The sequence below is a fragment of the Nocardioides sp. genome (genome assembly GCF_036374615.1).
Lineage (GTDB): Bacteria > Actinomycetota > Actinomycetes > Propionibacteriales > Nocardioidaceae > Nocardioides.
Map to the genome: position 1 here is coordinate 24,902 of NZ_DASUTK010000036.1, position 13,845 is coordinate 38,746.

A 13,845-nucleotide genomic window follows, 5' to 3' on the forward strand; every position below is an offset into this window, starting at 1 on the left:
ACGACACGGGAGGACGCGGCCGACCGGAACGGTCAGCCGCGTCCTCCCCCGGGTGAGTGTCAGGCGTCCTACTGGACGCCGTACAGGTTGAACGTGAACTGCTCGGTCCGGGTGCCGTGGGAGTCCTCGGCCCGGATCCAGAGCGAGGCGACCTTCCCGGCCGCGGCGGAGTTGTCGACCAGCGCCACCCAGTGGCCGTCCTGCTGGACGACGGGTGCGTCGATCCAGTTGTAGGACTCCAGCGGCCTGGCCTGCCCGGCGACGTCGGCGATGTCGATCGGGTCGAAGGTCACCTTCGCGGTGAACTCGCCGATCGTTCCGGGGTCGTACCCGTCCTGACCCTGGAAGGCGACACTCACCGGGAAGCCGGCCTCGGCGGGGGCGGTGTTCAGCCCGTCAACCGGAGCGTCGTAGCCGGGCAGCGCAACCGGCAGCGCCTGGACGGTGTCACCCTGGGGCCGGCTGGTCATGAACTCGAACCGGCTGACCGTAGCCAGACCCAGCTCCCACACCTGGTTCCGGGTCAGCCGGAACTGGTTCACCTGGACCTTGAGCCTGCTCGCCTCGGTGCCGACGTCCCACTGGCCGGACGGGAACGCGCTGTGCTCGAGAAGGGTCCCGTCCTGCCAGACCTGCATGTTGCCGATGTCCGCGAACCCACCAGCTCCGACGCGGCCATCGACGCTGTCCTGCCAGACCGGGAACGCGAAGCCGACCAGGGAACCCTGGCGCTCGGCGATCCGGGCCGGGCTGCCGTCGGGATTGACGGCCATCGCGGTGGCGTGCGGCAGCTTGAACCAGTCGGTTTCCCGGTGGTCGCCTGCGCGGTAGGTGCGGACCGGGTCGAACCACGTCTCCGGCATGGTGCGGAACCCGCTGCCGGACGCGAGCTGCTGCCAGGCGACGCCGGGTGTGTAGTACGCCGTCCGGGTGCCGGGTGCGGCCACCCGGCTGCCGCTGGACGTGAAGAACGGCCCGGTGCCGTCGTCCGGGATCACGCGTGACCAGTCCTCGGGAGCCCATCCGGGCCGGCGCTGCGCGTACCAGTTCTCCGTCACGCTCGCCAGCCCGGCATCAGAGACGACGTGGGACTGGTCGGAGGAGACCCGGTCGTCGGTGAACGCCAGGTTGTAGACGTAGCTGCTGTCCTGGACGGCGACGGCGGGGTCGTAGGCCCGCACGTAGGTCCCGAACGTGAAGTCGCCGTTGTCGGCACGACTGCTCGGCGCCGCATAGAACGTGGGGTCGTTCGCCGCGAAGACCGAGTTGCCCACGACCCAGCGGTTGTCCCAGACGCGCTGGAAGCCCAGCGAGCCGGAGCGGATCTTCAGCGCCCTGTCCCCGCTCACCGACACCTCGCGCGCCGTGCGTGCGTCCAGAGTCAGGGTGGTGTCCTTGGTGAACCTGGCCTCGGGGTCGCCGACCCACGCGTAGGCGGAGGTCCCGTCGGGGTTGGGGGTGCGGATGAACGCGCTGATGTTGTAGCTCCCCGCACGGACCTGCATGGTGAGGTCCGCTCCGGTGAAGAACTGGACCGCGCGGCTGGGCTGGTGCAGGTCGCTGATGTCGAGGAAGCCGGACGTGGCCGCCTCGCCGTTGCGGTTGACTCCCTTCACGGTCACGGTCACGGTCTTCGGCTCGAGCCAGAAGCCCACCGCAGTCGTGACCTCGACGTCCTTCGAGGCGCCCCTGCCCTCGGCCACGATCCGGCCGCCGATCTCGCCGTACGCCGTGTTGCGGAGCCCACCCAGGTCGCCGCGGGCGACCACCCCGACCGTGGCGGTCCCGTGTGCCGGGACGGTGACGGTGTGCGAACGGAGGATGATCGCGTCGGACGAGATCCTTCGGCCGTCAGCGCCGGTGATGTCCTCGACCTTCAGGTTCAGCTTCACCGCCCGGTCGGAGACGTTGGAGTAGCTGACCTGCTTGGTGACCCTCTCGTCGCGGCCGTGCGGCCAGTCGAAGCTGGCCAGCTGCACGCTGACGTCGCTGGTGACGGTGCTCCGGATCGCGCTGGGCGTCCACAGCTCTCCGGCACCCTGGTCATACACGGTGCCCCGGGCATCCGCCTTGACCGAGCCGACGAGGGCGGCCCTGACCTGTTGCGCGGTCCAGTCCGGGTGCGCGTGGCGCACCAGCGCGGCGGCCCCGGCCACGTGCGGAGAGGCCATCGATGTCCCTGACATGGCGGTGTAGTGGATGCCGCCGGGGCTGTTGTTCTGGGCGCCGACGATCGCCACGCCGGGAGCGGCGATGTCAGGCTTCACGCGGTGCTCGCCGAGGGTGGCTCCGCGGCTGGAGAAGCTGGCCGTCTCGCCGTCCGGGTCGACCGCACCGACGGTCAGCACACCCTCGGCGCAACCGGGAGAGGAGACCGTCTCGCGGGCGCCGGCGTTGCCGGCAGCGATCACGAACAGGGTCTTGGTCTGCTCGGACAGTCGCTGCGCGGCCTGCGCCATCGGGTCCGTGCAGTCGGTGGGCTGGTTGGACCCGAGGCTCATGTTCACCACGTCCGCGTCCTCCGCGACCGCCCACTCCATCCCGTTGATGATCCACGACTCCTGGCCACCGCCGAACCCGAGGACCTTGCCGATCAGCAGGTCCGTTCCTGGTGCCATGCCCACCTTCGAGGCGTCCGCCGCGCCGCTGCCGGCGACCGTGGACGCCACGTGGGTGCCGTGGCCGTCGCGGTCCTCGACGCCCTGGCCGGTGAAGTCCTCCGCAGCGACGACCTGGCCCACGAGGTCGGGGTGCTCGGCGTCGTAGCCCGTGTCGAGCACCGCAACCTTGGTGCCGGCGCCGTCGTATCCGAGCTGCCAGGCCTTCGGTGCACCGCTCTGCTCGACTCCGGTCGCGGGGTCGAGCTCCAGCCCGCTGCCCTCGACCTTGGCGTCCAGCCAGATCTTCTGCACGGCACTCGTGGAGCGGGCGCTGCCGCCGACCAGCTGGGTGTACGCCGCCGCGGCACGCTCCTTGTCGACGGAGACGGCCGTGGAGTCGATCGACTCCAACTGGGTCTCCACGGTCACCGCCGAGGGTCCGCGGGTCTGCGGAACCGCGCCCTCCACGATCAGCGGCAGGGTCTCGCTGCTGTCGTCGTCATAGCCCTGCTCGATCAGGCCGGTGACGTTGAACAGCTCGATGTCCAGCCGGTCCGCCGCCAGCGCCGACTGCGCGTCGGCGGGAATGACGTAGAGGTCGTCGCCGACCCGCCGTGAGTAGTGGTCACCGTCGGACCTCACGACCGCTGACGGGGTGCCGTCGGCGGCGGTGGTGACGAGCACCTGGTCGCCGGTGATCAGGGTGACCGGGGTGGGGTCTTCGGTGGACGTCGTCGAGGACCGGCCGATGAGCGGCGTTGCGTCGGTGGCTGGGTCTGCGCTCGCCTGTGACTGTCCTCCCGCAAGGAGGCTGGCTACCACGACAGTGGCGAGCCCGCCGACTGCGGGGCCCGTGAGTCTGGACATCATGACCTTTCGGTGGGGGTTCCGGAGGAGACGACACGAAAGTGTCAGAGCCTGCTCAGGACGGCAACGGCGGAAAGATGCCATGACACTATTCCGCCATCAGATCGCGCCCGAGGGGCTGGCAGTAAGGTGCAACCATGCTCGGCGTGCTCGGTCTCGACGAACTCCAGGAGCGTGCCTACCGGCACCTGGTCCAGCTCCCTTCGGGGTCGCCTGAGGCGCTCGCCGACACCGTTCATGCCGAGGTCGCGGAGATCCTGCACGCACTCGACGAGCTGGAGGCCAAGGGGCTGGTCGCGCGCTCGGTCGCGAGCCCGGACCAGTACGTGGCGACCCCTCCCGACCTGGCGCTCGGATCGCTCATCGTGGACCGCCAGCAGGACATCCGCCGCGCCCAGCTGGAGCTCAACGCCCTCACAGAGCTCTACCGCGGCGCGGCGTCAGCGCGCACCCACACAGACGTCATCGACGTCGTCCGCGGCCGGCAGGCGGTGGCCCAGCACTTCGCCCAGCTGCAGCGCGGCGCGAGACGTGAGGTGTGCGCACTGGTGAAGGCCGAGGTCGCCGTCGTGTCGGCCGCAGAGAACGTCGACGAGGAGGTGGCCCTGAGCCGCGGCGTCGCCTACCGGGTCGTGCTCGAGCGTTCGGCCTTCGAGCAGCCGGGCTACTCCGAGATGGTGGCCGAGTCGGTCGAGCACGGTGAGCAGGTCCGCGTCGGCGACTCCGTCCCCCTGCGACTCCTGGTCGCCGACCGTGAGCTCGCCCTGCTGCCCCTGATCTCCAACGGGACCACCGAGCCCGAGGTGGGTGCGCTGCTGGTGCGCCCCAGCGGCCTTCTCGACGCGCTGGTCTCCCTCTTCGACCTGGTCTGGCAGGAGGCCAACCCCATCCGCACGAGCGACGACGGCACGCGCGAGGTGGTGGGCGACGAGCTCGACGACATCGACCAGCAGCTGTTGACCATGCTGCGAGCCGGACTGACCGACCAGGCCATCGTGGGCCAGCTCGGTCTCTCGCTGCGCACCGTTCAGCGACGCGTCCACCAGCTGATGCTCAAGGCCCGCGTCACCACTCGCTTCCAGCTCGGGCTGCAGGCCGGGCATCGGGGCTGGCTGGCTCGATAGGCGAGTTCGTCGATTACGCCTCGCGGCCCGGCAGCGCGACCTAGCCTGCTGGGGACCCGACCCGTTGGAGCCCGAAGTGAAACGCATGCCCCGCTGGATGTGGGTGGTCGTCGCCGCCCTCGTCGTGTGGTTCGTCGCGTCCCCGTCCGAGAGCGACGAGCGACCTCGACGTACGGCACCGCAGGTCGAGACGACGCCGGACCGACCGGACGCCGTTCCCGCCAGTGAGGGTGGCCGGACCGGAACCCGATCGGACGGGAAGCAGGACGGCGAGCCGGTGGACCGGCCCCGCGATCACCGCACACCCGAGATGCACGAGCGCACGTGGCTGGTCGTCGAGGTGATCGACGGCGACACCGTCGACCTCGGCAACGGGGAACGGGTGCGGCTGGTCGGGATCGACACCCCGGAGCGCGGCGAGTGCGGCTACGAGAAGGCGGCCGACGCGCTGAGCGAGCTGGTGCTCGGTCGGCAGGTGGTGCTGGCACCCTCCGACGAGGACCGCGACCAGTACGACCGCTTGCTCCGGTACGTCGACGTCGGCGGAGTCGATGCCGGGCTCACGCTGGTGCGGCACGGGCTCGCGATCGCGCGCTACGACTCACGCGACGGCTACGGCTTCCACCCTCGCGAGCCGAAGTACGTCGCCGCCGACCGAGGCAGCAAGCCGGTGGGCCCGACCCGCCCGGTCGGGTTCGCTGGTACCGGCCAGCAGGGCGGCCAGCAGAACGGCTGCGCGCCCGGCTACTCCCCCTGCGTCCCGGTCTACCCGCCCGACGTCGACTGCGCCGACGTGAACGGCCCGGTGGCCGTGTCCGGCACCGATCCGCACGGGCTCGACGCGGACGGCGACGGCACCGCCTGCGAGTAGCCAGTCGCGGGGTCAGCGCACGACGACCGGGTGGCGCACGACCGCGTCGAAGAAGTAGCCGTTGCTGTTGTAGGGCGTCTCGAGCGGCTGCGTCCGACGGTGGATGTCGGTCGCGCGGGCCTGCAACGTGTGGGCGCCTCGGGGCAGCACCGTGGTGACGGACCACTGCCGCCACCCGAGTCCCCGCTTGTGCCGGTCGAGGACGGCGGGTCGCCAGCGGCGGCCGCCGTCCACGCTGACCTCGACCCGGCGTACAGCCCCCGCGCCGCTCCAGGAGCGTCCGGTCAGCCGGACCGGCCGCCCGGCTCGGAGCTCCGCACCCCACGGCAGCTCCCACGCCGACCGGACCGGGTTGACCGACAGTGGCGGTGAGCCCGGCGGATAGTCGCCGCCGGTCATCGTGTACCACGTCGTGTTCCACGGCGACGTCAGCTGGCGACGCGCCACCTCGAGCGACCCGAGCCACTTGATGCTCGCGATGCCCACCCATCCGGGCAGCACCAGCCGGAGCGGGAAGCCGTGGTCGGGAAGCAGGTCCTCGCCGTTCATGCCCCAGGCCAGCAGCGCGTCGTCGAGCGCCTTGTCGATCGGGAAGGGTCGACGTACCCGCCCGAAGTCGGTCCCGCCCGTGACGTAGGACGGGTCGAGGCCGGTGGCCTGCACCGACACCGCCTCGGGGGACACACCCACGCGCCGCAGCACGTCCGCGAGTCGAACGCCCTCCCACCGGACCGTGCCCACCGCTCCCAGGGACCAGCCGGTGCCGGACACCTGCTGCCCCTGCTGACGGGTGAAGAAGCTCCGACCGTTGCCGGTGCACTCGTGGGTGGACTCGAGCCGGGTCACCGGCATCGCGCGGAGCTCCGCGAACGTGAGCCTGATCGGCTCGGTCACCCCGCGCGGCGACGCGAGCCCGTCGCCGTAGACCTCCAGCGCGTACGACTCTCGGGTCAGCTGCGGCGTCACGGTGTGGTTGCGCACGAACAGCCGCTGCTGCGGGGTGAGCCGCGCCGACGGGTCCACCGAGTCCCAGCGCATCTCCGCGTTCGACCCGAAGTCGGTGAACCACTCCGGTGGCAGAGGCTTGAGGATGGCCGGCGCGCCGGCGTGGGCGGTCAGCGGGGATACGACCGTGGGCAGGGCCAGGGTGGTACCGGCGGCGAGAGAGCTCCCGAGCAGTGCTCGGCGGGTCATCTGGGTCATGACGCCATCTTAATCATAGTTAGTCACATGACTTACTAATCAATCCCGAGTCCTGATCTGGGAAACCGTCCCTGCGTGCCACGGTTCACTTTGCGAGGCCGTCATGGGAATCTGATCCCCGTCTCGGATCCTCCGGACCAAGGGAGCACCATGCGAAGAGTCCTCACGATCGTGGCCGTCCCGATCCTCTTCCTCGCAGCCTGCGGCGACGCCGAGACCGGCACGCCTGCGGGCTCGGACGGCGACTCACCTCCCGCTGCGGAAGGAACGGTCTGCGAGACGACGGACGCGACGGACGACCTGTTGGCCGAGATCTGCGACCGCGGCGTGCTGACCGTGTCGACGGACCCGGCGTACCCGCCGCAGTCGAAGTACCTGCCCAAGGAGGACAAGTACGTGGGCTTCGACATCGACGTCGCCACGGAGATCGCGAACCGGCTCGGGGTCGAGATCGTGTGGGAGACGCCGTCCTGGGACGTCATCACCGCCGGGGGTTGGAACGGCCGGTGGGACGTCAGCGTCGGTTCCATGACGCCGACGGACGACCGGCAGGAGGTGCTGGACTTCACCCAGCCCTACTACTACACACCGGCCGTGGCACTCGTGCACGAGGACAACACGGCGATCACCGACGTCACCACCGACCTCGACGGGAAGACCATCGGCGTGTGCGGCGGCTGCACCTACGAGCAGTACCTCGACGGCTCGCTGAGCATGAGCGGCTTCACGTTCGACTTCGTCATCGACGACGCGACGGTGAAGGGCTACGACACCGACACCACGGCGCTGCAGGACCTCGCGCTCGGTGACGGCGACCGCCTCGACGCCGCGATGACGTCGGCCACTGTGGCGCAGGGGTACGTCGACGAGGGCAACCCCGTGAAGGTCGTGGGCGACCCCCTGTTCTACGAGCCGCTCAGCGTCGCGATCGACAAGAGCTCCGACCTCGACCCTGCCAGCCTGGTCGAGGCCACCGACACGATCGTCGGTGAGATGCACAAGGACGGCACGCTGACCGGGTTCTCCGAGGAGTGGTTCGGCGGGCTCGACCTCACGGTCCAGCAGTGAGCCAGACCGAGGGCGGGGCGTGGGAACGCCTCGCCCTCGCGTCCGCCCGGGTCCCGTTCCGGCTGAAGGTCGCTCTCGTCTGGGTCACCTTGCTGGCCCTGGTCTGCGTGCTGTTCTACCTCGCCGACTACGACACCGAGTGGATGAGGGAGAACTTCTCGTTCATCCTCGGCGGGCTCAAGTACACGATGCTGATGGCGCTGGGCGGCATCGTCCTCGCCACCGTGCTCGCGATGCTCGGCGCCCTGGCGCGGTTGTCGAGCAACCCCATCCTGTACGGCGTCGCCGGCTTCTACGTCTCGTTCTTCCGCGGCACGCCGTTGATCGTGCAGATGTTCCTGGTCTACCTCGCCTTGCCGCAGATCGGCGGCAACCTGGTCGACCGTTACCCCGACCTGGGCACCAACTTCGAGCAGCGGCTGATCCTGGAGGCGGCCACGGCCGGGACGATCGCCCTGGGCCTCAACTACGGGGCCTACATGACCGAGATCTTCCGGGCCGGCATCCAGTCCGTCAGCCACGGCCAGGGTGAGGCGGCCGACGCGCTGGGCATGACGTACGTCAACAAGATGCGTCGCGTCGTCCTCCCGCAGGCGCTGCGCGTGATCATCCCGCCGACGGGCAACGAGTTCATCGCGATGATGAAGGACACGGCGCTCGTGTCGTTCCTGGGGGTCACGGCGGCGAGCGCCGAGATGTTCCGGAGGAGCCAGCTGGTCGGCAAGGCGGACTTCAAGAACCTCGAGGCCTACGTGCTGGTCGCCATCTTCTACTGGGTGCTGACGGCGCTGTTCACGATGCTTCAGAGCCGGCTGGAGGCCCGGCTGGCCACCGGGTACGTACGCGATGCCGGTCGGGTGACCGGACCGGCCCGCGAGCACGGGGGCGGTGGCGCATGACCGACGACGTCGTGGTCAGGGTCTCAGGGCTCCACAAGTCCTACGGCAGCCACGAGGTGCTGCGTGGGATCGACCTCGAGCTCCACCGGGGCGAGGTGATCGTGGTCTTCGGCCGCTCCGGGTCCGGCAAGTCGACGCTGCTGCGGTGCGTGAACTTCCTCGAGGACCCCACGGACGGCACGGTCGAGATCGCCGGACTGAAGCTCTCGGGCGGCTTCCGAACCCGCCGCAAGCGCCAGCAGATCCGCAGGGTCCGCCTGCACGCCGGGATGGTGTTCCAGCAGTTCCACCTGTTCCCCCACCTCACCGCGCTCGAGAACGTGATGGCCGGCCCGCTCGCCCTCGGGAAGGGTGAGCGGACACTCCTGGCGGCACCGGTCGACGGGTCCGAGGACATCCGGGGCCGCAACGACCGTGCGTCCGTCGAGCGCCGGGCCCGGGAACTGCTCGACCAGGTGGGGCTGGCCGACAAGGCCGACCAGCACCCCATCCGGTTGTCGGGCGGTCAGCAGCAGCGGGTCGCGATCGCGCGGGCCCTCGCCATGCAGCCGGAGGTGATGCTCTTCGACGAGCCCACCTCGGCTCTCGACCCCGAGCTGATCGGCGAGGTGCTCGCCGTGATGAAGCGACTGGCCACCGAGATGCACATGCCGATGCTCGTGGTCACCCACGAGATGGGCTTCGCCCGCGAGGTCGCCCACCGGATGGCGTTCTTCCACGAGGGCGTGATCCTCGACCAGGGCACGCCCGAGGAGATGTTCGGCGGTGGGGTGCATCCAGAGACACAGAGGTTCCTCGACGCCGTGCTGTGGGGTGACCGCACGGTGGGGTGGATACTCCGCCTCAGAAATCACCGTTTCGCCCCGCGCCGAAGGTGATTTCTGCGGCGGACTACCTTCGGTAGACCCGGGCCCCGCGTCGACTCCTGGTCAGAGGTAGAGGCCGGTCGCCTCGTCGCCGAGCCGGTCGGCGGCGACGGCGTGGACGTCGCGCTCGCGCATCACCATGTAGGTCTCGCCCTGGACCTCGACCTCGGCCTTGTCCTCCGGGTCGTAGAGAACCCGGTCACCACGCTCGACCGAGCGGGCGTGCGGACCGACCGCGATCACTCTCGACCACGCCAGCCTCCGGGCACCCATGGCGGCCGTGGCGGGGATGACGATCCCGCCGCTGGAGCGTCGCTCCCCCGCGTCCCGGTCGATCTCGACCAGGATCCGGTCGTGGAGCATCTTGATCGGCGCCCCGTCCGCCGTACGTGCGGCGGCCGCCTTCGACTCGCCCTTCAGCTCGCGACCCTCCGGATCAGCACGAGGAGCGCCACGGTGCCGATCGCGGCGCCGGCCACCTTGAGGATGTTGTCGGTACGCGGCGAGCCGGTGTGCGGGTCGACGAAGTGCGCCTTCAGGGAGGTCACCTCGCGCGACACGATCGTCCGCGGGTGAGCGCGGTGGAGCAGCTCGTCGATCGTGTTGGCGAGACGCTCGCGCGTCTGCTCGATGTCGCGCTCGAGGGAGGTGACTTCGTTGCTCACCCGGGCAGGCTATCAATGCGTCGCGGGTCGAATCCGAAGGGCAGCTCCAAGCGGTGAGCACGCATCAGGGCGTCGTCGGTGAGCACGTCGTACGTCGCTCCGTCGGCCACGACCACGCCGTCGGACAGCACCACCGACCGAGGGCAGAGCTCGAGCGCGTACGGCAGGTCGTGGGTCACCATCAGCACCGTCACGTCCAGCGAGCGCAGGATCTCCGCCAGCTCGCGACGTGACGCGGGGTCGAGGTTCGACGACGGCTCGTCGAGCACCAGGATCTCCGGCTCCATGGCCAGGACGGTCGCCACCGCGACCCGACGACGCTGGCCGAAGGACAGGTGGTGCGGCGGGCGGTCGGCGAAGTCGGCCATGCCGACCTTGTCGAGCGCGGCCATCACCCGTCGCTCGAGCGCCTCGCCCCTCAACCCGAGGTTGGCCGGGCCGAAGGCGACGTCCTGCCGGACCGACCCGAGGAACAGCTGGTCGTCCGGGTCCTGGAAGACGATGCCGACCCGGCGCCGGATCTCCTGCAGGTTCTCCTTGGTCACCGGCAGCCCGCTCACCGACACCGACCCCGCCCCGGCCGACAGGATCCCGTTGAGGTGGAGCACCAGCGTCGTCTTGCCGGCTCCGTTGGGGCCGAGCAACGCCACCCGCTCCCCGGGGTGGACGTGCAGGTCGACGCCGAACAGCGCCTGGTGCCCGTCGGGATAGGCATAGGCGAGGCCGCGTACGTCGAGGGTCGGTGCGCTCACGAGGGCAGCCTCCCCGTGTAGCCGCGCGACAGCATCGCCAGGTGCACTCGCTCGCCACGCTCGTAGGAGCGGACGAACAGCGCGCCGAGCGCCTTCGCGAGGGCGGGCCAGTGCCGCGGGGACCGTGGGTCGCAGCCGCGCGACCGCATCGCGGTCAGCATCCGCCGGAGGTCGCCGGTGACGACGTCGAGGTAGCGGATCATGAAGCCCATGATCTGCACCAGCAGGTCGGGCAGCCGGAGCCGCTGCAGTCCGCGGAGCAGGTCGTCGGGCTCGGTCGTGGCCGCCAGCGTCAGGGAGGCCAGTACGCCGAGCGTCCCCTTCGCCAGCAGACCCCATGCGGCCAGCAGACCGGGTTCGCTCAAGCCGATCCCCAACACCTGGACCTGCGGGCCGTGGGCGATGAACGGCAGCAGCACGGCGAACATGACGAACGGCAGCTCGACGACGAGTCGCGGCAGCAGGTACCGGAACGGCACCCGGCTGACGGCGACCACCCCCGCCAGCACGGCGAGGTATCCGGCGTACGCCAGGAACCACTCGCGCGGCGTCGCCACGACGACCAGCACGAAGCCGAGCAGGCCCAGGATCTTGAGGTGGGGCTCGGCGCGGTGAAGGGGCGAGTGGCCGTGGTAGTGCAGCCGGTGGCCGTGCCCGGCGCCCATCAGACCTGTTCCGGCGTCTGCTCAGGCGTCGGCTCCGGCGTGGATTCCGGGTCGGGCCGGCGGCGGCGCACGGCGTACCCGATGCCGCCAGCGAGGGCGAGCGTCACGAGCACACCGATGACGCCGGCGAGTCCGCCGGCGAGCCGGGGACTGTCGACACCCTTGACGGAGTAGTCGGCCATCGGCCCGTCTGACGCCGCGTGGTCCTCGGCAGTGTCGATGAAGCCGGTCTTCGCGGCGACATACTCGAGCCCGTCGGGGTGGGCGGAGGCGTAGTAGCTCGCCACCCCGGCGAGCACGAACGCCGCCATCAGGGCGCCGATGACGAAGCTGCGGGTCCTCACGTCGCGGCCTCCCCCGTGCGGATCTGAAGCGGTCGCGAGGTGAGCACGCCGCGAGCGCCGTACACGAGGTCGGGCCGGGCAGCCAGCACACTGCTGACGACGACTGTGGTGATCAGCGCCTCCCCGATCCCGATCAGGACATGCCATCCGACCATGGCCGTCGCGACCGCGCCGAGCGAGACCGGTGCCTGCCCACCGATCGCAAACAGCCCGACGAACGCGAGTGCGGTCACCGGCACGGAGACCAGCGCCGCCACTCCGCTGCAGAGCGCCACTGTCGGCAGTCGCTTCGGCAGCACCGCCAGCAGCCCGCGGAAGACGATCCAACCGACTCCCACCGCGACGATCGAGAACAGCGTGACGTTCGTCCCCAGCGCGGTGACGCCGCCGTCCGCGAAGAGCAGTCCTTGGACCAGCAGCACCACCGAGAGGCACAGGGCGGCTGTGAACGGACCCACCAGCACGGCGGCGAGCGCACCCCCCAGAAGGTGCCCGCTGGTGCCGGCGCCGACCGGGAAGTTGATCATCTGCGCCGCGAAGACGAACGCCGCGACCAGGCCGGCCATGGGGGCGGTACGGTCGTCGAGTTCACGACGGGCGCCCTTGAGGGCCAGGGCCACACCAGCAGCCGCGACCACCCCGGTCACGACCGAGGTGGGGGCATCGAGGAAGCCGTCGGGAACGTGCATATGAAGAGAGTACTTTGTTGCACATCGTTTGCAACAGCGATCCAGAACGGACAGGAGCACCCACACCGATGAGCCAGCGGCTTTCTCCCGGCGACCCCGCGCCCGACTTCACCCTCCCCTCCGACACCGAGGACGAGGTGACGCTGTCGGACCTGCGGGGCCGCAAGGTGATCGTGTACTTCTACCCCGCGGCCATGACGCCGGGATGCACGAAGCAGGCGTGCGACTTCACCGACTCGCTGGACTCGCTGCGCGGCGCCGGGTACGAGGTCCTCGGGGTCAGCAAGGACAAGCCGGCGAAGCTGGCCAAGTTCCGCGAGCGCGACGCCCTCACCCTCACGCTGCTCTCCGACCCCGGGCTCGAGGTACACCGGGCCTACGGCGCGTACGGCGAGAAGAAGCTGTACGGCAAGACCGTCGAGGGCGTCATCCGCTCCACCTTCGTCATCGACGAAGAGGGCAAGGTGGAGCTGGCGCAGTACAACGTGAAGGCCACCGGTCACGTCGCCAAGCTGCGCAAGGACCTCGGTCTGGCCTGATGCGGTCGGCGTGTCAGTAGACGGGCCTAGCCTGCGGGCGTGGGCAAGGTCTACCGGAAGTACACCCGCGAGGTGTTGGGCGACGCGGTCGCCAACAGCACCTCGGTCGCGGGTGTGCTCCGTTACCTCGGCCTCAACCAGGCAGGTGGGACGCACAGTCACTTGAGCCGGACGATCAAGGCAATGGAGCTGGACACGTCGCACTTCGTGCGGCATCGAAACGGCAGCGCCGCACGACGACGCACGGCCCGCGACATTCTCGTCCTTCTCCCTCGTGGATCTCGAAGGATGAAGCCTCCGTTTCTGCGACGCGCTCTCGAGGAGATCGGCCGACCTCACCGCTGTGAGGGCTGCGGCAACGAAGGTTGGTGGCAGGGGCGGCCACTGCGCCTCGACGTCGACCACATCGATGGCGACTACCACAACAACCTCGCGTGCAACCTCCGATTCCTGTGCCCCAACTGCCACTCGCAGACTCCGAACTTCGCGGGCCGCAGCCGCGGCCGGTACACCACAATCGATCAGGCGATGGCGCGGCCCGGGGGGAATCGCACCTAAGATCAGCCGTGAGCCGGAGTGGTGGAACGGGTAGACACGCAGGTTTTAGGTACCTGTGCCTTCGGGCGTGGGGGTTCGAGTCCCTCCTTCGGCACCAGGACACCGCGACTTCGAGTCTCGCCGGGCGCACGCACC

At 69.9% G+C, this 13,845-nt stretch carries 15 protein-coding genes and 1 tRNA gene; 8 read left to right on the forward strand and 8 right to left on the reverse strand.

All coding sequences use genetic code 11. The features are described from left to right. Positions 1-68 precede the first annotated feature (68 nt). The gene (locus tag VFZ39_RS03035; RefSeq protein ID WP_330864247.1) at positions 69-3,470 is read right to left on the reverse strand and encodes a S8 family serine peptidase; all 3,402 of its coding nucleotides are present in this window, start codon (positions 3,468-3,470) and stop codon (positions 69-71) included. 134 nt (positions 3,471-3,604) lie between these two features. Between VFZ39_RS03035 and VFZ39_RS03040 the strand changes: the two genes are divergently transcribed. Both VFZ39_RS03040 and VFZ39_RS03045 read left to right on the forward strand, forming a co-directional pair. Next, on the forward strand, positions 3,605-4,591 hold the full coding sequence (locus VFZ39_RS03040) for a helix-turn-helix domain-containing protein (RefSeq protein ID WP_330864248.1): 987 nt from the start codon (positions 3,605-3,607) through the stop codon (positions 4,589-4,591). 85 nt (positions 4,592-4,676) lie between these two features. Continuing rightward, entirely contained in the window at positions 4,677-5,462 is a 786-nt protein-coding gene (locus tag VFZ39_RS03045) for a thermonuclease family protein (protein ID WP_330864249.1), read from the forward strand. Between the two features lie 12 nt (positions 5,463-5,474). Here the strand turns inward: VFZ39_RS03045 and VFZ39_RS03050 are convergent, their stop codons facing one another. Then, positions 5,475-6,665, reverse strand: a complete 1,191-nt coding sequence (locus tag VFZ39_RS03050) for a sulfite oxidase (RefSeq protein WP_330864250.1) — start codon at positions 6,663-6,665, stop codon at positions 5,475-5,477. Between the two features lie 150 nt (positions 6,666-6,815). On the opposite strand from VFZ39_RS03050, the gene VFZ39_RS03055 reads away from it, so the two are divergent. From VFZ39_RS03055 to VFZ39_RS03065, 3 genes are read left to right on the forward strand one after another with little or no spacing between them, the layout of a single operon-like run. Continuing rightward, a complete protein-coding gene (locus VFZ39_RS03055; RefSeq protein WP_330864251.1) occupies positions 6,816-7,733 on the forward strand; it encodes a transporter substrate-binding domain-containing protein in 918 nt (305 codons plus the stop codon). Further along, the gene (locus VFZ39_RS03060) at positions 7,730-8,632 is read left to right on the forward strand and encodes an amino acid ABC transporter permease (protein ID WP_330864252.1); all 903 of its coding nucleotides are present in this window, start codon (positions 7,730-7,732) and stop codon (positions 8,630-8,632) included. Before VFZ39_RS03055 ends, VFZ39_RS03060 begins: the two co-directional genes overlap by 4 nt. After that, positions 8,629-9,510 carry an amino acid ABC transporter ATP-binding protein gene (locus VFZ39_RS03065; protein WP_330864253.1) on the forward strand — a complete coding sequence of 294 codons (882 nt, stop codon included), beginning with the start codon at positions 8,629-8,631 and terminating at the stop codon, positions 9,508-9,510. Before VFZ39_RS03060 ends, VFZ39_RS03065 begins: the two co-directional genes overlap by 4 nt. A 51-nt stretch (positions 9,511-9,561) precedes the next feature. On the opposite strand, the gene VFZ39_RS03070 is transcribed toward VFZ39_RS03065, so the two are convergent. Genes VFZ39_RS03070 through VFZ39_RS03095 form a run of 6 tightly spaced genes read right to left on the reverse strand, consistent with a single transcriptional unit; the run spans position 9,562 to position 12,613 of the window. Beyond that, entirely contained in the window at positions 9,562-9,861 is a 300-nt protein-coding gene (locus VFZ39_RS03070) for a GroES family chaperonin (RefSeq protein WP_330864254.1), read from the reverse strand. A 53-nt stretch (positions 9,862-9,914) separates the two neighbouring features. Further along, positions 9,915-10,163, reverse strand: a complete 249-nt coding sequence (locus VFZ39_RS03075; RefSeq protein ID WP_330864255.1) for a DUF3618 domain-containing protein — start codon at positions 10,161-10,163, stop codon at positions 9,915-9,917. Further along, a complete protein-coding gene (locus VFZ39_RS03080; protein ID WP_330864256.1) occupies positions 10,160-10,915 on the reverse strand; it encodes an energy-coupling factor ABC transporter ATP-binding protein in 756 nt (251 codons plus the stop codon). The genes VFZ39_RS03075 and VFZ39_RS03080 overlap by 4 nt, the downstream gene beginning before the upstream one ends. Beyond that, a complete protein-coding gene (gene cbiQ, locus VFZ39_RS03085; protein WP_330864257.1) occupies positions 10,912-11,580 on the reverse strand; it encodes a cobalt ECF transporter T component CbiQ in 669 nt (222 codons plus the stop codon). The genes VFZ39_RS03080 and cbiQ overlap by 4 nt, the downstream gene beginning before the upstream one ends. Continuing rightward, complete coding sequence (locus VFZ39_RS03090; RefSeq protein WP_330864258.1) at positions 11,580-11,924, reverse strand: PDGLE domain-containing protein; 345 nt, start codon at positions 11,922-11,924, stop codon at positions 11,580-11,582. The genes cbiQ and VFZ39_RS03090 overlap by 1 nt, the downstream gene beginning before the upstream one ends. Further along, a complete protein-coding gene (locus tag VFZ39_RS03095) occupies positions 11,921-12,613 on the reverse strand; it encodes an energy-coupling factor ABC transporter permease (protein ID WP_330864259.1) in 693 nt (230 codons plus the stop codon). Before VFZ39_RS03095 ends, VFZ39_RS03090 begins: the two co-directional genes overlap by 4 nt. A gap of 68 nt (positions 12,614-12,681) precedes the next feature. Here VFZ39_RS03095 and bcp point away from each other — a divergent pair, with 68 nt between their 5' ends. The 3 genes from bcp to VFZ39_RS03110 all read left to right on the forward strand — a co-directional run bounded on the left by bcp (position 12,682) and on the right by VFZ39_RS03110 (position 13,807). Then, positions 12,682-13,152 (forward strand): thioredoxin-dependent thiol peroxidase, encoded by a 471-nt coding sequence (gene bcp, locus VFZ39_RS03100; RefSeq protein WP_330864260.1) that lies wholly within the window; start codon positions 12,682-12,684, stop codon positions 13,150-13,152. A gap of 39 nt (positions 13,153-13,191) precedes the next feature. Further along, positions 13,192-13,710, forward strand: a complete 519-nt coding sequence (locus tag VFZ39_RS03105) for an HNH endonuclease signature motif containing protein (RefSeq protein ID WP_330864261.1) — start codon at positions 13,192-13,194, stop codon at positions 13,708-13,710. 12 nt (positions 13,711-13,722) lie between these two features. Continuing rightward, a tRNA-Leu gene (locus VFZ39_RS03110) sits at positions 13,723-13,807 on the forward strand. The last annotated feature ends 38 nt before the right edge of the window (positions 13,808-13,845 follow it).